Here is an 18,668-nt window from a genome sequence, read left to right on the forward strand (position 1 = left end):
GGCCAGCCCGGCCGCCAATGACGCGGCGATGTCCCCGGAAACCGCTGCCGCAATCAACAACGCCAGCCTGTTCGCCGGCACGCCGGCGGACGTGGTCGGCAGCGCAGCAAGTCAGCCGATCATGATGCTGGCGGCGGTGACCCCCACACCGGTGACCGATTACATCTCCGTGAGCCCCAACGTCGTTCAGGGGAGCAGCACCAGCGCATCGAACGCGCTGAACGCGATGGCGATCGGCCCGGTGGCCGCGGCCACCGGCATCAATGCGCTGGCCGTCGGCGGCGGCTCGGCGGCGGGCAGCGACGGCTCGACCGCGGTCGGCTCCTCGGCGGGCGCGCTGTCGGTGAATTCGACGGTCGTCGGCGCGGGAGCGACGGTCGGCGCACTGTCGGACAACTCCATCGCGCTCGGCTACAACGCCCGTTCGAGCGGGCTCAACAGCGCGTCGATCGGCGGGCTCGCGAGCGCGACGTCGGCCGGCGCGGTGGCGATCGGCCATGACTCGTTCGTCCAGCAGACGGCGACGAACGGGCTGGCCATGGGCTCCAGCGCCACGGCCACCGCGGCCGGTGCGGTGGCGTTGGGCGCCGGCTCGATGGCCGATCGCGCGAACGTGGTCTCGGTGGGCAACAGTACGCTGAACCGGCAGATCGGCTATCTCGCGGCCGGCACCCAGGCCACCGACGCGGTCAACGTCGGCCAGCTCGCCGGCGTGACTGCCGCGCTCGGCGGCGGCGCGTCGATCGACCCGAACGGTGCGGTGGTCGCGCCGTCCTACACGGTGGGCGGCGCGACTTATCACGACGTCGGCGCGGCACTGGCCGCGGCCGCGTCGGACGGCGTGAGCGCGAGCGCCGACGCCTTGCGCTACGACACGGCGGCGCACGACATCGCCACCCTCGGCAATCAGGGCACGGCCGTCAAGCTCACCCATATCGCGGACGGCACGCTCAGCGCCGACAGTTCCGATGCCGTGACCGGCGCGCAGCTGTACGGCGTCGATCAGGCGGTCACACAGAATTCGACGGCCATTACCAACCTCACCAACAACGTCAGCAATATCACCAACGGGACTTTGGGCCTGCTGCGGCAGGACCCGGTCTCGCGCGACCTGAGCGTCGCGAAGGACACGGAAGGCGTGCATGTCGACTTCAGCGGCAAGGGCGGCCCACGCGAGTTGCTCGGCGTCGCGGCGGGGACGACGGCGGGCTCCGCGGTCAATCTCGGGCAGCTCGGTCCGGTCGTCGAGTCGCTCGGCGGCGGCGCAACGGTCAATCCGGACGGCACGATCCAGAAGCCGCTCTACAGCATCGGTGGAACCACGTATGGCGACGTCGGCGCGGCGCTCGCGGCAGCCGTCGCGACAAGTGTGGGCGCGGGCGCCGATGCGCTCCGGTACGACTCGGCGGCGCACGACAGGGCCACGTTGGGCAACCTGTCCGTGCCGGTCCAGCTCACCAACGTGCGCGCGGCCAGTCTCGCCGCCGACAGCTCGGACGCCGTCAACGGCGCGCAACTGTTCAGCACGAATGAAGCGGTCGCGCAGAACACCGGCAGCATCACGAATCTGGACCAGCGCACCACGACGATCGAAGGGGACGTGAGCGACATCACGAACCAGATCACGAACGGCGAGATCGGTCTCGTCCAGCAGGATCAGGCGTCGCGCGACCTCAGCGTGGCCAAAAACACGGACGGCGCCCGCGTCGATTTCACCGGCACGGCCGGCGCGCGCGAGCTGACCGGCATTGCGGCGGGCACGGCGGATTCGTCGGCGGTCAGTCTCGGCCAGCTCAGACCGATGGTGGCCGCGTTGGGCGGCGGCGCGCAGATCAACGCGGATGGATCGGTGAGCGGCCCCACGTATCACGTGCAGGGCGGCACACAGACCAATGTCGGCGACGCGCTAGGCTCGCTCGACAGCGGACTCGTCACGTTGCAGCAGAACCTGGCGACGGGCGGCATCGGCATGGTCACGCAAGATGCGGCGACCCGCGTGATCAACGTCGGCGCGGCGACCGATGGCTCGCTGATCAACCTGGCCGGCACGGCGGGCAACCGGGTCGTCACCGGCGTGGCGGCCGGTGCGGTCGGTCCGTCGAGCACCGATGCGGTCAACGGTGCGCAACTGTATTCGCAGGCGGCGGGCACGGCGGTGGCGCTCGGCGGCGGGGCCACGGTCAATCCGGACGGCACGATGACCGCGCCGTCATATAACGTGGGCGGTACGGTCGTGAACAATGTCGGCAGCGCGCTGACCAATCTCGATGGCCGTGTGACGCAGAACAGCACGGACATCGCCGGTTTGCAGAGCACCCTCGTCAACCTCAACGGTGCGGTCGCGAATGCGGTTCAGTACGACAGCCCGGCCCACGACAGGCTCACGCTCGGCGGCACGGCCGCCGATGCGCCGAAGGTGCAGTTGACCAATCTGCAGGATGGCGAACTATCGGCCACCAGCAGCGACGCCGTGACCGGCGCGCAACTCTGGAGCACGAACCAGCAACTCGGCAACCTCAATCAGGTCATCAACAATATTCAAACCACTGGCGACACGTACGTATCCGTCAACAGTTCCGGCAACGCGGCGCAGGCGATCGGCAACGGGTCAGTCGCGATCGGCGGCGGCGCGAAGGCATCGGCGCCGAACTCGGTGGCGATCGGCGAGGGCTCGGTGGCCGATCAGACGGGCACGGTGTCGGTGGGCTCGGCCGGCAACGAGCGCCGCATCACCAACGTCGCGGCGGGCCAGGCGCCTGCCGACGCCGTGAACATGCAGCAGTTCCAGGGCGGCATGAACGAGGTCGCGCGCAATGCGTATTCAGGCACCGCGTCGGCTATCGCGCTGACCATGGTTCCGGAGGTCGATGCAACGAAGAATCTCGCGCTCGGTGTCGCGACGGCGGGCTATAAGGGATATCAGGCGGTGGCGGTGGCGTTGTCCGCACGCGTCACGTCGAACCTGAAGGTCAAAGTCGGCGCGGGCGTCAGTTCCGCCACGACGACAGTCGGCGCCGGCGCATCGTACCAGTGGTAAAGGGGAGGACTTGCGACGCGCCTGAATGGTGCGGACAGGTGGCCAGCAAATATAGGCCCGCGGCCGGTGCCTCGTAAGCTGAACGCACGGGGTGCCGGACAATATTCGGTTGTGACGCGATAAGAAAGCGAGAGTGCTTGCATCACGGTGAATAAATCGTCCGGCTGCGGTTTTGGCGATGCCATCGTCGTGAAATCTGCTTTGCGAACCGGATGTACTTCGATGCCGGACTGGGCACTACGGCTTTAAGTGACGGGCCCGACGATGCGTTTGATAACACGGTGATCCTGGCTCAATGACGTTATCGGCTCTGATGTGATGGACGACTCCTCCCAGGCAAAGGATTGATCCGGAGGCCGACATGAAGTTTTGTGGAATAGACCTGCACTCGAACAACAGCGTGGTCGAGGTCAGCGATACCGAAGACCGGATCGTCCTGCAACGTGGCCTGCCGAAGACGAGTATGCGGGCAGCATGCAAAGCCGCAGGAGAAAAAGTCGAATATGTCCACGTGCCGGGGTGTACCCATTTCTCGCTGCTCGACGACCTTGCGCGACTGCACGGCATCCTGATGCGTGCGCTCGATACACTGAGCTAGCGTCGCCGCTCCCAAGCCATTGCCAGCGGGGAGCGCCCCGATCACAAGCCCACAGCAAGCCAGCGCCACAGCCACCAGACGCCAAGCGTCCAGATCACCAGAATGGCGGCGAGACCGAATATGCTTTTGGGCTTCACGGGGTTCGCGGCCAGCCAGGTTTGGGCCTTTTCACGATTGTCTTCGAGGACCGCCTTTGGGATCAGGCGCAGGCAAAGCCAAACGCCAAGCGGAATGACGATCAGATCATCCAGATAACCGAGAACGGGAATGAAGTCGGGAATGAGATCGATAGGGCTAAGTGCATACGCCACCGTCGCCAACGCGAGAAGTTTCGCCGGCAGCGGCGTGGCCGGATCGCGACTTGCGAACATCAGCGTGACGACATCCCGCTTGAGTCGCGTTGCCCAAACCGTGAGAGATTGCAACATCTGCCGTGGCTCTGTGGGCAAAGGTGGTCCGCGTTTCTCGCATGCTTCGCTGCAATCAATCAGGCAAGCGGCGCGGGTCGGGCGCGAACCATGACCCGGGCCGACGACGCAACGACTATCGTAATGCCCCTTTGAGTTCAACGGCGTTTTAGCTGCATCACACGCGTACGCGAACGTAACGCTGGTGTTCGGCATGTACCTCGCGTACTCCTGCGGGGCAGTCGGCGATCCATCGGTGACGTATTCGCCCACGTAACCGAATCGATCCGTCGCGGTTCGGATAAGAACAGGAATGGAGTCGGTCTGTCGCGCGAGCGTGCGACCGGCCGCGCGCGCAACCATCGCACTCGATCACTGCCGGGGCGCTCGGATTCTGGATTCTTAATAAAAACGACATGCGAATGTCAAACCGGAGCGCGAGCCGGGCTTTCGCAAAACGCGTGATCGTCGTCGCCGATAAAAGCATCGTTATCGGGGCTCGCATCTGCACCGGCACACACTACACTTGGAGACGGATCAACCCTGTTGATCGTCGGCGCGCCGCGTCGAGTCGAGCCTATTCACCCGTCACGGAGAAAGAATATGCGCCCGGTAATCGTCGATGTAGCGGAGCAAAAGCGCCTGAATGACTCGCGCGAGTCGCACGTACCGTGGAAGAAATGGGGCCCCTATCTCAGCGAGCGGCAATGGGGAACGGTGCGTGAGGACTACAGCGACAACGGCGATGCCTGGAACTACTTCACCCATGACCATGCGCGCTCCCGCGCCTACAAGTGGGGCGAAGACGGGCTAGGCGGACTGTGCGACGACCAGCAGCGACTATGCTTCGCGCTCGCGTTATGGAACGAGCGCGACCCGATACTGAAGGAGCGGCTCTTCGGGCTCACCAACAGCGAAGGCAATCATGGCGAAGACGTGAAGGAGTATTACTTCTACGTCGACAGTACGCCCACGCATTCGTACATGAAGTACCTCTATAAATATCCGCAGGGCGAATATCCGTACCGCGATCTGGTGGAGACCAACCGCACGCGATCGCGCGAGGAGATGGAATACGAACTGCTCGACACCGGTATCTTCGACGATGACCGCTATTTCGACGTGTTCGTGGAATACGCGAAGGCATCCCCGGAAGACACCCTCGTTAGGATCACCGTGCACAACCGCGGACCGCAGACGGCGCGCCTGCAGATCTTGCCGACGCTCTGGTTCCGCAACACATGGTCGAGAGGCGAGGACGATCGCAAGCCGTCGCTGCACGACGCGGGCGCCGGCGTCATTCGGGCCATCCATCATGATCTGGGCGAATACTGGCTTCATTGCGAAGGCGCCCCGCAGACGCTTTTCACCGACAACGAAAGCAATACGCAACGTCTGCGGAATCAGCCCAACGCTTCGCCCTTCGTGAAGGATGCGTTCCACGATTACGTGATCTCGGGAAAGCGCGACGCCGTCAATCCCGCCGGCACGGGGACCAAGGCCGCGGCCCACTACACCTGCGACGTACCCGGCGGCGGCAGCGCGACCATCCGCTTGCGCCTCGCGCCAACCCGGCTCGACGACGCCTTCGGCGACTTCGAGCAGATCTTCGATATTCGCCTCGCCGACGCGAACGAGTTCTACGAACGCATTACGCCCAGATCGCTGACCGAGGATCAGCGCCGGGTGCATCGCCAGGCCTTGGCGGGTATGTTATGGGGCAAGCAGTACTACTACTTCGATCTCGAACTCTGGCTGCGTGAGCACGGCAGTCACCCGTTGCTCGACTCCGCCCGGCGCGATGTGCGCAACACGGAGTGGTTCCACATGTTGAATGCCGACGTGATCTCCATGCCGGACAAGTGGGAGTATCCGTGGTACGCCGCCTGGGACCTGGCCTTCCATACGATCGCGCTCGCGCAGGTCGATTTCGATTTCGCCAAAGAGCAGTTGCTGCTGATGCTGCGCACCCTGTACGTGCATCCGAGCGGCCAGATTCCCGCCTACGAGTGGAACTTCAGCGATGTGAATCCGCCGGTTCATGCCGCCGCCACGCTCTGGCTGTACAAGTACGAGAAAGAACTGGGACGCGCCGACCCGCGTTTCCTGGAGCGCTCGTTCCAGGGGCTGATGCTCAATTTCAACTGGTGGGTCAATCGCAAGGACCCGACAGGCCGCAACGTGTTCGCCGGCGGCTTTCTGGGTCTCGACAACATCGGCGTGTTCGACCGCAGCGCGCAGCTTCCCACCGGCGGGTCGCTCGAACAGGCGGATGGGACAGCGTGGATGGCGTTCTATTGCCAGACCATGCTCGAGATGGCCATCAATCTGACCGACTACGACCCACTCTACGAGGAAGTCGCATTCAAGTTCGTGCAGCATTTCATGTGGATCGCCTACGCGATGGACCGGCGCGGCGAACATGAGGACGAGATGTGGGACGAACAGGACGGCTTTTTCTATGACCTGCTGCGTCTTCCCGACGGGAAGACGCAGCGCCTGAAGATAAGGTCACTGGTTGGGCTGCTGCCGCTGTGCGCCTCGACGGTATTCGAAGCGCATTCCCTGACGCGCTATCCGAAGCTGGTGGAGCTGATCGCGCAGTTTCGCAAACGCTACCCCGAGCTCATCGCCCAGGTTGCCCCGACCGACGCCGGTTTCATCGGCCACAACCAACGCAGGCTTCTGTCGATCCTCAACAAACGCAAGCTCGAACGCGTGCTCGCCTACATGCTCGACGAGAACGAGTTCCTCGGGCCGCACGGCATTCGTTCACTGTCGCTGTATCACCTGGACCATCCCTACGTGATCCACCTCGGCGGACAGGACTACAAGGTGCAGTACCTGCCGGCCGAATCGAATACCGGCATGTTCGGCGGCAACTCTAACTGGCGCGGGCCGGTGTGGATGCCGGTCAATCTGTTGATCGTCCGCGCGCTGGTGAACCTGTACACCTTCTTCGGCGATGACTTCAAGGTCGAATGCCCAACCGGCTCGGGCCAGCATATGACGCTCTTCGAAGTGGCGCAGGAAATCGTGCGCCGCCTGACGGGCACGTTCCTGCGCGATGCCGACGGCAAACGGCCGGTCTATGGCGGCACGGAGAAATTCCAGAACGATCCGCACTGGCGCGACCTGATCCTGTTCTATGAATATTTCCACGGTGATAACGGCGCAGGACTGGGCGCCAGTCATCAGACGGGCTGGACGGGTCTTGTCGCACCGATGCTCGACCTGTTCGGGCGCGTCGACGCCAAAACCGTGCTGGAAACCGATCGTGGCCGCGTGATGTCGCAAGTCGTCAGGGAACAGGTGGGCGGAGAAGACAGCGGCCAAAAATGAGGGAAGCAAAATGTCCGACGTACGCTACCCGTCGCTGTATCAGATCAACACACGCGTCTGGCTGACCGATCTGTCTCGCGCGCCCGGCAGGCGAGCGACGCTCGACGATGTTCCAGATGCCGAACTGGATCGCCTCGTCGAACTGGGCTTCGACTGGGTCTGGCTGCTAAGCGTCTGGCAGACTGGCCCGGCGGCTCAGGCGATATCGCGCGCGCATGCCGGGTGGCGCCGCGAATTCGCCGAGACGCTTCCGGATCTCGCGGACGACGACATCGCCGGGTCCGGGTTCGCAATCCAGGCCTACACGGTTCATCGCGATCTGGGCGGTGCCGCGGCGCTGGCCCGCCTGCGGCAGCGTATGCAGCAACGCGGCCTGAAGCTGATGCTCGACTTCGTGCCGAATCACATGGCGCCGGACCACGACTGGATCGACGCGCATCCGGACTACTTCGTCCCCGGCACCGAGGAGGACCTGGCTCGCGCACCGCACAACTATGGCGGAGTGCAGACGAAGAACGGACCGCTCATACTCGCCCACGGCAGGGACCCGTACTTCGACGGATGGCCCGACACGCTGCAACTTAACTATGGCAATCCGGCGTTGCAGCAGGCGATGATCGACGAGTTGAAAAGAATCGCCGGGCAGTGCGACGGCGTGCGCTGCGACATGGCGATGCTGGTTTTGCCCGACGTGTTCGAACGGACCTGGGGCATCCGCACCGAGCCCTTCTGGCCGAAGGCGACCGAAGCCGTGCGGCGCGAGCATCCGCACTTCCTGTTCATGGCGGAGGTGTATTGGGACCTCGAATGGACGATGCAGCAGCAAGGCTTCGATTACGCCTACGACAAGCAGTTGTACGACCGCCTGCGCGATACGCACGCACGACCGGTGCGTGAGCACTTGCACGCCGGGCTCGACTACCAGGACAAACTGGCCCGCTTCCTCGAAAACCACGACGAACCCCGCACCGCGGCGACCTTCGAACCCGCCATGCATGAGGCAGGGGCCATCATCACGTTTCTTTCGCCTGGTTTGCGCTTCTTCCACCAGGGGCAGTTCGAGGGCCGCAAAAAACGGATTTCGCCGCATTTGGTGCGCGCGCCGCAAGAACCTGTCGACGCAGGCGTGCAGGCGTTCTATGAGAAGCTGCTGGCGGCACTGCGGCAGCCGGTCTTCCGGGACGGCACGTGGAGCCTGATCGAACTCGTGCCGGCATGGGATGGCAACTGGACTTCGGACTGCTTGATTGCGTGGTGCTGGCAGCGGGCCGACGGTGAACGGCGGCTCGTCGTAGTCAACTATGCCGGTAACCAGAGCCAGTGCTATATCCGGATTCCGTGTGTCGACGTGGTCGGCCGCACGGTGCGGCTTAGGGACCTGGTGGGATCGGCGAGTTTCGATCGCGACGGTAATGAGGTCGCCTCGCGCGGCCTTTATCTGGATCTGCCGCCTTGGGGTTATCACGTCTTCGAGGTGACTGCCGCCACCTGAAGAAAGTCGCGCCGATAACGCAAATGCTATCGGCCCATCCAGTTTCGGCATTGGAGTCGAAACACTTCCGTCCGTACACTTGCCATTGAGTACTTACGTAAGCGAGCGTCGCGCAACGTAAGGCAGGCAACCTTAACGATGAATGGCTGCCCAAGGCCATCTGGACGGAGACACGCGTTGGACAAACCCACCTTTTCCGTATCGGCCACCGCGACACAACCGGCTCGCATCGGCTACCGCTGGCATGTACTGTTCTGGCTGCTTGTCGGCGGGATCATCAACTATCTCGACCGTGCGAGCCTGTCGATCGCCGCACCCGGCATGATTCAGGAGCTTGGCCTGACGCGGACCCAGATTGGGCTGCTGGGTAGCATGTTCGCGTGGACCTATGCATTGATGCAACTGCCGGCAGGGTGGTTGATCGATCGATTCGGCGCGAAGCGGGCGTACGCGCTCGGCATGATCTGGTGGAGTGTCGCGACCTGGTTGACCGGCGTGGTGGGTTCGATCTCCGCCTTGCTGGTAATGCGCGCGTTGCTCGCCGTGGGCGAGGCACCCTGCTGGCCGACCGCGGCAAAGATCACCGCCGCGTGGTTCCCGGCCAAAGAGCGCGGTTTCGCGACGGGCATCTGGGACTCGTCGTCGAAGTGGGGACCCGCGCTCGCGCCTGCCGTGCTCGTCGCTCTGATGATCGCGTTCGGCTGGCGCTCGCTATTTCACGTGACGGGCGCATTCGGGATCGCGTTTGCGCTGCTCTTTCTCGTGCTGTATCGCAATCCACGCGACAGCAAACGTTTATCGAAAGGCGAACTCGCGTATATCGAGGCGGGCGGCGGCGGTCATGAACGCTCGCTGGCGAGTTCTTCGCTCAAGTGGCGCTGGCTATTCGTGCGCCGCAGCGTGTGGGGCATGATTCTCGGCTATTTCTGCGTGATCTGGCTCTGGAACATCTTCCTCGTGTTTCTACCGCTGTATCTTCTCGACCGCTTTCATATCTCGTTCGCGCAACTCGGCGTCGTCGCGGGCATTCCTTGGGTGGGTGGCGCGCTGGGCGAAATCGCGGTGGGCTATCTGGCAAAGAAGCTCGTCGATCGCCAGCTCGCGTCGCCGATCGGCGCGAAGCGCCTATTGATCGCATGCTGTGCGGTGGGTGCCGGCGTGTGCGCGATGGCGCTGCCTTTTTCCCACTCGCTGAACGTGACACTCGCGCTGTTCACCGTAGGTCTCGCCTTCCTTGCCGCGATGATCGGCTCGGCGTGGGCGCTCGCGGCAGATATCGCGCCGTCGTCGATGGTTGCGTCGGCGAGCGCGATCCAGAACTTCGGCGGCTATTTCGGCGGAGCGTTTTCGCCGCTCGTCGCGGGCTTTATCGTCGACACGACGGGCTCTTATGCGCTCGCCTTCATCTCGGGCGGCATCATCGTCGGCTGTGCGGCGCCGTTCTACTGGTTCATGGCTCGCAAGCCGATCGTTGAAGATGTGACCGTGGCGCAAGGCTGACACTCGAACAGAAGCGCCCCACTTCGGCTTCGATAGGCGAATGCGCGCAGACTCATGCGCATCGTCCTGAACGAAAGCGCGCGTACGCTTCAAGCCTTCGACCGATGCCGAAGGTTCCTCGCGATGACAGACGCCGAACTCGCTATAGCAAGGTGGTCGTCGTATTGGTAACGGCAGCGAGGAATCGGGTGAAAGTCCATGGGCGCACAGCAACCCATCTTGCGAAGGCCCATCAATCGCCATCGCGGCACGCGCTGGCCACAACCATGCGATAGACGCTACGATATACGTTTGATCCGCCATCCCCCTCACTTCACCGAGCGTTGCCTTGACTATCCACATCCGCCCCGCGACCGTAGCCGACGCTGCCCTGATTCTTCGCTTCATTACCGAACTCGCGGTGTACGAGAAGGCCGAACACGAAGTCGTCGCCAATGTCAAAGATATCGAAGCGAGTCTGTTTTGCGCCGATGCACCGGCGAAGTCGCTCATTTGCGAAATGAATGGCGAGCCGGTCGGCTTCTGCGTCTACTTCCTTTCGTACTCCACGTGGCTTGGCAAGCAGGGGCTTTATCTGGAAGACCTGTACGTATCGCCGGCATCGCGCGGCAGCGGCGCGGGCAAACAGATGCTGCGCCACCTCGCGCAGATTGCGTGCGACACCGGCTGCGGCCGCTTCGAATGGAGCGTGCTCGACTGGAACGAGCCGGCCATCGGCTTCTACAAATCGATCGGCGCGAGCGCGCAAAGCGAATGGGTGCGCTACCGCCTGGCCGGCGATGCGCTGAAGGCGTTCGCCGAAGGCAACGCGTAGCAGAAGACGGGCAGGTATCTGCGATGCGAACACGCGGCGTGCCAACGCCGCCTGTCGAACATCACTGCGCCGAACCGCTCGCCGGCGTCACTTCGAACGCATCGCCCGTGGCGAAGAACGTTCCACCGGCCACGTAATGACAGGTGCGCAGATCGGGGTCGTCGCCGAAATGCCAGCGGTTATTCGAGTACACGCGGCTGTCCGCATACGCGGCGACCACTTCGCCGATGATCAGGTCGTGCCGTTGGCTATCGTCCGGAATCACCTTGCACTCCATCCACGTGATACAGCCGGCCAGCATCGGCACGTCGATATTTTGCGCGGGGAAGGTGTCGAGATCGAAGGCGGAAAACTTGTCGACCTCGGCACCCGTGTTGCTGCCCACTGCCAGCGTCTGCGCGGCGAATCCGCGGCTCGGCAGTTGCAGCCCGAACACGCCGCTCGCTTCGATCAATTGCCGCGTGAGCGTGCGGCTGTCGACCACGACAACCACCTTCGGCGGGTCGAAGTCGAGCGGCATCGCCCACGACGCCGCCATCACGTTGGAGCGGCCGCTGTGCGCGCTGGTGATGATCGTGACCGGTCCATGATTCAGCAACTGCGTGGCCCGCGACAACGTCACGGGTTCTCGGGTGACTTTCATACGTCCTTGTTTGCGTCGAACTGGGATGACGGGAATTGTAGCGGGGTCATGGGGTGCGGGTGTGAGGCGCTACATCGTCCGTCGAGCCTCTTCCCGGCCCCGGTTCCAGGCGAGAATGTGCCACCACCCTCAACCCGAGAGACGCCATGCGCATCGCCTGCCTGCATACCGCCGACAGCCATATTTCCCTGTTCGACGCGGCCGCGCGCGCCGTCTCGCCCACGCTCGAATTGACGCATGAGGTGCGCGCGGACCTGCTCGCAGCCGCCGAGCAAGCCGGCGGCTTGACCGAAGCCATCGCGATGCAAACACGCGCATCGCTGCTCGCGCTGCGCAGCGGCTCGCATGCTGTGTTGCTCACCTGCTCGACGCTAGGTCCAGCCGTGGATGACGCGCTCGCCCAACAATGCGCACCGGTGCCCGTAGTGCGAACCGACGCGGCCCTCGCGCAGCGCGCGGTCGCGCACGGCGGGAAGGTCGTCGTACTATGCACCGCCCCGACTACGCTCGAACCCACTGCGAGCCTTTTTATCGAGGCCGCGAAGGGGACCGCCGCGAAGGTCGACGTTCGCCTGATCAGCGGCGCGTGGGATTTTTTCAAGGAAGGAGATTTGCCGGCGTATTTCTCGGCGATCGCCGCCGCAGCGGACGCCGCTTACGCAGATGGCGCCGATGTCATCGCCCTGGCGCAAGCATCGATGGCCGGTGCAGCGGAGCGCGTCACACGCGGCGCGATAGCGCTCACCAGTCCGCAATCGGGCCTCGCCGCCGCCAAGGCACTCGAACTGAAGTAAAGACAATCCAAACCGCTCAGGACGGCAGCCCGCGAGCCGCCGCCCCGCGCGTCAATCAATGCGGCGCTTTACCGTTGGGCACGGCGTCCAGCGGTTTGTGCTGTTCTTCGCCGAGTCCCGGGAAGAACGCGTTCCATGCGGCGCGCACGCCCTCGGCCGCGGTAGCTTCGGCGGCGATCGATTCGGTCTCACCCTCGGCGGCTCCCGATGAGTCCGCGGACAAGCCGCGCCAGTGCGTAAACACCAGCAACGGTTTTTCGGTCCACGTGCCTGCGCCAAATTTCGCAAACGCCGTGTCCCCGCTCGTCAACTGCACCTCGTACCAGCCGTCACGGACGGGTGCGTGGGCGGCAAGCTCAAACCACGGGGTCGGTTCGATTTCCTTCATGTCGTCTCCGGTCAGTTGAATCGTCAAAGGTTAGCAACAACAAAAGCTTTCTTCACGCCCGAGCCTCGCAGCGGCCCGCGACGCGCCTCTCGCGCGATGGTGCCATGCTGCGCACCGGGCATGACCTGCGGGCGATCCGCCAAGGTCGGACAGCGTCCGACGCGTCGAAATCGCCGCGCATAAACGACACGATAGCGCGACATGGGGCACGCGGACAAACGTAAAAACTCACATGCACGAGACGGCGACCGGCACGACCGTCGAGAGGCGCGTCAGGCGGCTGCCGACTCGGTCTTTGACCCGCGTTTCAGCGCGCGCCGCGGCTTGCCTTCCAGCTCGCGAGCGAGCGTGGCCAGCGTGTCGACAGCGGGCGCCAGCCGCTCGGCGGCCGTGTTGCCGTAGCCGATCACCAGTCCGTTCGTTTCGCCCCGCTGCTGCAAGGCGAAACCGGATAGGGCGCGCGGATTGAGCCCGTTAGCGAGCGCGCGTTCGACGAGGGTTCGATCGGCCACCTGCGCCGGCAGGCGCAACGTCAGATGCATGCCGCAATCGCCGCCGAGAATCCGCGCCGGCGCGAAGTGCGCGGTGAGCGCATCGCGCAGCGCCTGCTGACGCTCGCGGTACAGACGCCGCATGCGCCCGAGATGCCGCCCGAACTCGCCACTGTCGATGAAATGCGCGAGCGCCAGTTGCTCCAGTCGATGCCCGCCGCGCAGCATCTCCTGCAGCGCGACGGCGGTGTGCTCGGCAATCGCCCGCGGCAACACCACGAAGCCGATGCGCAGCGCCGGAAACATCGTCTTGCTGAACGAGCCGACGTACAGCACCGGCGCGTCGTCGACGAGGCCTTGCATGCTGGCGATCGGCTCGCCGGTGTGGCGAAATTCGCCGTCGTAGTCGTCCTCGATCAGCCACGCGCCGCAGCGCCGCGCCTGCGCGATCAGTTCCAGACGGCGCGCCACCGACAACACCGCCCCCGTCGGATACTGATGCGCGGGTGACGTGTAGATCAGTTTCGGCGGCTGCGCGAGCCACGCGCTGGCAGGCGCGGCCATGCCTTCGGCGTCGACGGGCATCGGCAGCGTGCGCAGATCGCCGAGATTGAACGCGGCCTTCGCGCCGCGATAGCCGGGATCCTCGACCCACGCGAGGTCGCCGGGATTGGTGAAGAGCCGCACGCACAGGTTCAGCGCCTCCTGCGCGCCCTCGGTGATCACCACCTGTGCGCCGTCGCAGCGCACGCCGCGCGCCATGCGCAGATGCGCCGCGATCGCATCGCGCAGCGCCGGTTCGCCGGCCGGCGTGCCATAGCCGAGGGCGAGCGGCAATGCGCGCTCCATCGAACGTTCGAGCGCGCGCCGCCACACGCCCAGTGGGAAGCGGTCCAGCGCGGGCGTGCCGGGCGTCAGCGGAAAAGTGTTGTCGGCATGCGTGCGGGTTGCCGCGAAATGCGCGACGCGCGCCGCGTAAGCCACTTCGGGCGCGGCCGAGCGAACCGGCGCTTCGCCGCGCGCGGCCGGGCTGGAAAGCGGGCTCACGCGGGTGCCCTTCTTGTCCGCGATCACGTACCCGACGGCGGCCAGATGCTCGTAAGCGATCACTACCGTGTTGCGCGACACGCCCATTTCCGCGGCAAGCAAGCGTGACGATGGCAGCAGGGAGCCGGCAGCCAGGCGCCCCGAGAGGATCGCCTGCTGCAAGCGCTCAATTAACTGCTTTTGCAGCGGCGCGGACTTCGTCGCGCCAGCGTCGGCGGTGCCAGCCTGGAGCGGGTGAGCAAGCGGGCCTATGATCTCGATCATGGCGGGCTGGACCTATCGAATGGGCTTGTCGTGGATCTTTTGAACATACCACGTTTGCCGTATCGTTCATGATCATTGACGCACACTCACGAACCTGACGAACCACGGAGAGCAGACATGGAGCCCAGACGTAACGCGTTTGACCAACCGATCGGCACGCCCGTGCCGAACTGGAACGGCGCCCAGGCGCCCGGCCGCGAACCGTTGGTGGGGCGCTATTGCCGGATCGAGCCGGTGAACGTCGAGCGTCATGCCGAAAACCTGTACGACGCGTACAGCTCGGCCGCCGATGGCCGCGACTGGACCTACCTCGCGGTGGGTCCGTTCGACAGCCTCGCCGCGTACCGCGAGCATCTGACGCGCGCCGCCGCATCGACCGATCCGCTGCATTACGCGGTCATCGACCTCGCGACCGGCAAGGCGGTCGGCACACTGGCGCTGATGCGCATCGACCGGGCGAACGGCGTGATCGAAGTCGGCCACGTCACGTATTCGCCGCGCCTGAAGCGCACGCGCATTGCCACCGAGGCGATGTTCCTGCTGATGAACCACGTGTTCGACGCGCTCGGCTACCGGCGCTTCGAATGGAAATGCGATTCGCTGAACGAGCCATCGCGCGCCGCCGCGTTGCGCTACGGCTTCACGTTCGAGGGGATCTTCCGCCAGGCGATCGTGTATCGCGAACGCAATCGCGATACCGCGTGGTTCTCGATCATCGATGGTGAATGGCCCGCACTGCGAGCCAGCTACCCGCGTTGGCTCGACGCGGGCAATTTCGATGCGCAGGGGCGGCAGGTTGAGCGGTTGGTGGATCTGATTGGGCGGGAGCGGGCAGCGGGTGGCTGAGCGTCGAGGCTCGTGGTGATGCCCGCGTAACGGGTGGCGGCACACGCTGCATGCCGCGAGGCATGGCAGGCGGACGGACTTCGCCCTACACTGCGCTGATACGTTTGCACGAGTTTGCGTGAGCGCGTCTCGCGCCTGCTCGCCACGCCCGTCACGCCCGTCATCACCCCAGCCGATGAAACCCCGCCTGCGCTACCTCTGCGCACTGCTCATCAACGTCGCCCTGCCCTGGCTCGCCTACCGGCTCGCGCTCCCGCACGGGGGCCAGCCTGGCGCGCTGAGCGCGTCGGCGCTGCCGCTGATCGCGTGGATGAGCTGGGACCTGCTGCGCTACCGCCATTTCGACGCGCTCAGCGCGCTCGTGCTGGTGGGCATCGCGCTATCCCTGCTGGCGCGGCTCATTGGCGGCGATGCGCGCATGCAGCTGATCGAAGACCCGATGGTGTCGGGACTCGTCGGCGCGTCGTTCCTCGCATCACTCGCATTGCGGCGGCCGCTAGTGTTCTATCTGGCCCGCTCGACGATGTCGCGCGAAGACCATCGCAGCGCCGAGAGCTTCGAGCGGCACTGGCGCGAGCGTCCGACGCTCGCCGCGTACATCCGCCTGATGACGCTCGTGTGGGGCATCGGCATGGTGGGCGAGAACCTCTTGCGCAGTGCCATCGTGTGGCAATGGCCGAACGATCCGCATTCGGCGCTCGCCTCCAACCTGCTGCGTTACGGCGTCTACGCCGCGCTGACGCTGTGGACCTTCTGGCTGCGCCGCCGCATCAAGCAGGACGCGCTGCGTTATCCGAGCGATGACGACGCGCGCGCCAATCCGCTCGCCAGCCCTTGAACTTCACCCTCACGCCAGTTCAAGAAACCGCGCGAGACAAGGATTGCGATTCGCGGGCGACCACGCCAGCACCTGTTCGATCAGCGGCGCGTCGACCAACGGCCTGAACACCACGCCCGCGAGCTGCGCCTTGCGCATCGACGACGGCACCAGCGCAACGCCCACGCCTTCATCGACGAGACTCAGCACCGTCTGCTGCAATTGCACCTCGAAGCGGATGTCCGGCTCGAAGCCGCCCAAGCGGCAATGTTCGAGGATGGTCGCGCGCAGACTCGGCGCGACGTCCTCGGACGCGAGCACGAACGGCTCGCCCGCCAGTTGCCCAATCTTCAGACGCCGCGTGCGGGCGCGCGGGTGGCTGCGCGACAGCGCGACGCACAACGGCTCGCTGAGAATCGTGCGGGTGGCGAGGCCCTTGTCGGGCACGTTCGGGAACATGATGGCCGCGTCGATCTGACCGGCGAGCACCTGCGCGGCGAGATCGTTCGACACGACTTCGCGCAGATTCAGCGCAACCTCCGGATATGCGACGCCGAAGACCCGCGCATAGCCGGGCACGACGCTATACGCGGAACACATCGTGAAGCCGATCGAGAGCTTGCCCGCGTCGCCGTGCGCGGCGGCCTGCGCATTGCTGACCGCCTGTTCCACGGACGCGAGAATCGCCTTCGCGTCGGCGTAAAAGCGCTCGCCGGCCGCGGTCAGCGTGACGCTGCGCGGGCTGCGCTCGATCAACGTCACGCCGAGATTCGCCTCCAGCGCCACCAGTTGCCGGCTCAACGGCGGCTGCGACAGGTTCAGCCGCGCCGCCGCACGGCCGAAATGGCGCGTCTCGGCCAGCGTCACGAAGTAGCGCAGCGGCTTGATGTCGATCACGATGCACTCCCGCCGGATAGCGATGCAAAAAAGGTATTGTTGAAGCCAGAAAACAGTATTGGATTGTATCAACACGAGCCACTACGCTGGCGGATTGTCTGTCCGTTCACACTTTTCGCACCGATGTTAGCCACCCTCGAGATTCTGCTTCCCGTCTTCGGCCTGATTTTCGCGGGCTTTGCATGCCGCCGCAGCGGCGTGCTCGGACCGAACTCTGCGTCGGAACTGAATCGCTTCGTGGTCTGGCTCGCGCTGCCCGCCCTGCTGTTCGACACGATGGCGCACGCCACCTGGCGGCAGTTGTATCAACCCGCCTTCGTCGCGACCTTTTCGATTGCGTGCGTCAGCGTGTTCGCGCTGATCCTCGCGACGCGGCTGCTGAGCGGCCAGCATCTCGCCGACGCCAGCGTCGATGCGATTGCGGCGTCGTATCCGAACACCGGCTATATCGGCTTTCCGCTCGGCATGATCGCGTTCGGCCAGGCGAGCCTGACGCCGACCACGATCGCGACGATTCTCGTCGCCTGCGTGCTGTTCGCGTTGGCAATCGTGCTGATCGAAGTCGGCTTGCAGACCGAACGCACACCGCACAAGCTCGGCCTGAAAGTGCTGGGCTCACTCGCGCGCAATCCGCTGATCGTGTCGCCGATCGCGGGCGTGCTGTTTGCGAGCCTGCACGTTGCGATGCCGGCGAGCGCGGAGACGTTTCTGAAACTGCTGGCCGGCGCGGCGAGTCCGTGCGCGCTCGTGAGCCTCGGCCTGTTCCTCGCGGAGAAACGGGCATCGGGTGCTGATGCTGGCGCTGGTGCTGGTGGCGTTTCGCTGCTGCTGACCGGCGTCAAGCTGCTGGTGCAGCCCGCGCTGACATGGTGGCTCGCGGCGCGTGTGTTCGGGCTATCGGCGATGCTGGTCGAAATGGCGGTCGTACTGGCCGCACTGCCGACCGGCACGGGACCGTTCATGCTCGCGGAGTTCTACCGGCGCGAAGCGCACATCACGTCGCGAACCATTTTGCTGTCGACGGTGGGGTCGGTGGTGACATTGTCGTTGCTGCTGCTGGTGATGGGACATCGCACCTGAGCCGCAGCGTACGGCTGCCTGAATCCTGCTCGCGGTCAATCGAAGCACGCGCGGTAACTGTGCGCAGATCGGCGGCATGCGCCTCCAAGCGCAGTACGCCGACGTCATCGCCCGCGCGCTCCCGCCGTCACACGCCACGCGGTTCCTGTGACGACGTGCACTCGCCCCACCTCGCGCTATGCTTCCCCTACGGGCCAGCCAGGTCCGCGAT

15 protein-coding genes are annotated in these 18,668 nt (G+C 64.7%); 10 read left to right on the forward strand and 5 right to left on the reverse strand.

The genetic code is table 11. The features are described 5' to 3' along the window. Together CIC12_RS23450 and CIC12_RS32825 are read left to right on the forward strand one after the other, a co-directional pair. Positions 1 to 3,037: YadA-like family protein (locus tag CIC12_RS23450; protein WP_238812845.1), on the forward strand; the 3,037-nt coding region annotated here is incomplete at its 5' end. Positions 3,038 to 3,398: 361 nt separating this feature from the next. After that, positions 3,399 to 3,635 (forward strand): hypothetical protein, encoded by a 237-nt coding sequence (locus CIC12_RS32825; protein ID WP_202984884.1) that lies wholly within the window; start codon positions 3,399 to 3,401, stop codon positions 3,633 to 3,635. Between the two features lie 41 nt (positions 3,636 to 3,676). On the opposite strand, the gene CIC12_RS23460 is transcribed toward CIC12_RS32825, so the two are convergent. Beyond that, positions 3,677 to 4,063: a YkvA family protein gene (locus tag CIC12_RS23460; protein ID WP_168667448.1), complete on the reverse strand. Its 387-nt coding sequence runs from the start codon at positions 4,061 to 4,063 to the stop codon at positions 3,677 to 3,679. 582 nt (positions 4,064 to 4,645) lie between these two features. Between CIC12_RS23460 and CIC12_RS23465 the strand changes: the two genes are divergently transcribed. From CIC12_RS23465 to CIC12_RS23480, 4 genes are all read left to right on the forward strand, one after another. Continuing rightward, positions 4,646 to 7,384, forward strand: coding sequence for an MGH1-like glycoside hydrolase domain-containing protein (locus tag CIC12_RS23465; protein ID WP_168667451.1), 2,739 nt, complete (start codon positions 4,646 to 4,648; stop codon positions 7,382 to 7,384). A gap of 10 nt (positions 7,385 to 7,394) precedes the next feature. After that, positions 7,395 to 8,876: an alpha-amylase family glycosyl hydrolase gene (locus CIC12_RS23470; protein ID WP_168667453.1), complete on the forward strand. Its 1,482-nt coding sequence runs from the start codon at positions 7,395 to 7,397 to the stop codon at positions 8,874 to 8,876. Between the two features lie 177 nt (positions 8,877 to 9,053). Then, entirely contained in the window at positions 9,054 to 10,376 is a 1,323-nt protein-coding gene (locus tag CIC12_RS23475) for an MFS transporter (protein ID WP_168667455.1), read from the forward strand. A 328-nt stretch (positions 10,377 to 10,704) separates the two neighbouring features. Beyond that, a complete protein-coding gene (locus tag CIC12_RS23480; protein ID WP_168667457.1) occupies positions 10,705 to 11,190 on the forward strand; it encodes a GNAT family N-acetyltransferase in 486 nt (161 codons plus the stop codon). A 61-nt stretch (positions 11,191 to 11,251) separates the two neighbouring features. Here CIC12_RS23480 and CIC12_RS23485 read toward each other — a convergent pair whose 3' ends face one another. Then, complete coding sequence (locus CIC12_RS23485; protein ID WP_168667459.1) at positions 11,252 to 11,833, reverse strand: flavin reductase family protein; 582 nt, start codon at positions 11,831 to 11,833, stop codon at positions 11,252 to 11,254. A gap of 146 nt (positions 11,834 to 11,979) precedes the next feature. Between CIC12_RS23485 and CIC12_RS23490 the strand changes: the two genes are divergently transcribed. Continuing rightward, positions 11,980 to 12,627, forward strand: a complete 648-nt coding sequence (locus tag CIC12_RS23490) for an aspartate/glutamate racemase family protein (protein ID WP_168667461.1) — start codon at positions 11,980 to 11,982, stop codon at positions 12,625 to 12,627. Positions 12,628 to 12,682: 55 nt separating this feature from the next. On the opposite strand, the gene CIC12_RS23495 is transcribed toward CIC12_RS23490, so the two are convergent. Beyond that, positions 12,683 to 13,015 (reverse strand): hypothetical protein, encoded by a 333-nt coding sequence (locus CIC12_RS23495; protein WP_168667463.1) that lies wholly within the window; start codon positions 13,013 to 13,015, stop codon positions 12,683 to 12,685. Positions 13,016 to 13,287: 272 nt separating this feature from the next. Next, positions 13,288 to 14,817, reverse strand: coding sequence for a MocR-like pyridoxine biosynthesis transcription factor PdxR (gene pdxR, locus CIC12_RS23500; protein ID WP_168667465.1), 1,530 nt, complete (start codon positions 14,815 to 14,817; stop codon positions 13,288 to 13,290). A 117-nt stretch (positions 14,818 to 14,934) separates the two neighbouring features. On the opposite strand from pdxR, the gene CIC12_RS23505 reads away from it, so the two are divergent. After that, a complete protein-coding gene (locus CIC12_RS23505; RefSeq protein WP_168667467.1) occupies positions 14,935 to 15,663 on the forward strand; it encodes a GNAT family N-acetyltransferase in 729 nt (242 codons plus the stop codon). Between the two features lie 175 nt (positions 15,664 to 15,838). After that, positions 15,839 to 16,501 carry a VC0807 family protein gene (locus tag CIC12_RS23510; protein WP_168667469.1) on the forward strand — a complete coding sequence of 221 codons (663 nt, stop codon included), beginning with the start codon at positions 15,839 to 15,841 and terminating at the stop codon, positions 16,499 to 16,501. Positions 16,502 to 16,510: 9 nt separating this feature from the next. On the opposite strand, the gene CIC12_RS23515 is transcribed toward CIC12_RS23510, so the two are convergent. Further along, positions 16,511 to 17,377 carry a LysR substrate-binding domain-containing protein gene (locus CIC12_RS23515; RefSeq protein WP_168667471.1) on the reverse strand — a complete coding sequence of 289 codons (867 nt, stop codon included), beginning with the start codon at positions 17,375 to 17,377 and terminating at the stop codon, positions 16,511 to 16,513. Between the two features lie 123 nt (positions 17,378 to 17,500). Between CIC12_RS23515 and CIC12_RS23520 the strand changes: the two genes are divergently transcribed. Continuing rightward, positions 17,501 to 18,457: an AEC family transporter gene (locus CIC12_RS23520; protein WP_168667473.1), complete on the forward strand. Its 957-nt coding sequence runs from the start codon at positions 17,501 to 17,503 to the stop codon at positions 18,455 to 18,457. The last annotated feature ends 211 nt before the right edge of the window (positions 18,458 to 18,668 follow it).

It is taken from the genome of Paraburkholderia sp. SG-MS1 (assembly GCF_012275575.1).
Lineage (GTDB): Bacteria > Pseudomonadota > Gammaproteobacteria > Burkholderiales > Burkholderiaceae > Paraburkholderia.

Coding starts and splice junctions, on each gene's coding strand:
- CIC12_RS32825 (WP_202984884.1), top strand. CDS start 3,399: ATGAAGTTTTGTGGAATAGACCTGCACTCGAACAACAGCGTGGTCGAG.
- CIC12_RS23470 (WP_168667453.1), top strand. CDS start 7,395: ATGTCCGACGTACGCTACCCGTCGCTGTATCAGATCAACACACGCGTC.
- CIC12_RS23505 (WP_168667467.1), top strand. CDS start 14,935: ATGGAGCCCAGACGTAACGCGTTTGACCAACCGATCGGCACGCCCGTG.
- CIC12_RS23460 (WP_168667448.1), bottom strand. CDS start 4,063: ATGTTGCAATCTCTCACGGTTTGGGCAACGCGACTCAAGCGGGATGTC.
- CIC12_RS23520 (WP_168667473.1), top strand. CDS start 17,501: ATGTTAGCCACCCTCGAGATTCTGCTTCCCGTCTTCGGCCTGATTTTC.
- CIC12_RS23465 (WP_168667451.1), top strand. CDS start 4,646: ATGCGCCCGGTAATCGTCGATGTAGCGGAGCAAAAGCGCCTGAATGAC.
- pdxR (WP_168667465.1), bottom strand. CDS start 14,817: ATGATCGAGATCATAGGCCCGCTTGCTCACCCGCTCCAGGCTGGCACC.
- CIC12_RS23485 (WP_168667459.1), bottom strand. CDS start 11,833: ATGAAAGTCACCCGAGAACCCGTGACGTTGTCGCGGGCCACGCAGTTG.
- CIC12_RS23495 (WP_168667463.1), bottom strand. CDS start 13,015: ATGAAGGAAATCGAACCGACCCCGTGGTTTGAGCTTGCCGCCCACGCA.
- CIC12_RS23490 (WP_168667461.1), top strand. CDS start 11,980: ATGCGCATCGCCTGCCTGCATACCGCCGACAGCCATATTTCCCTGTTC.
- CIC12_RS23510 (WP_168667469.1), top strand. CDS start 15,839: ATGAAACCCCGCCTGCGCTACCTCTGCGCACTGCTCATCAACGTCGCC.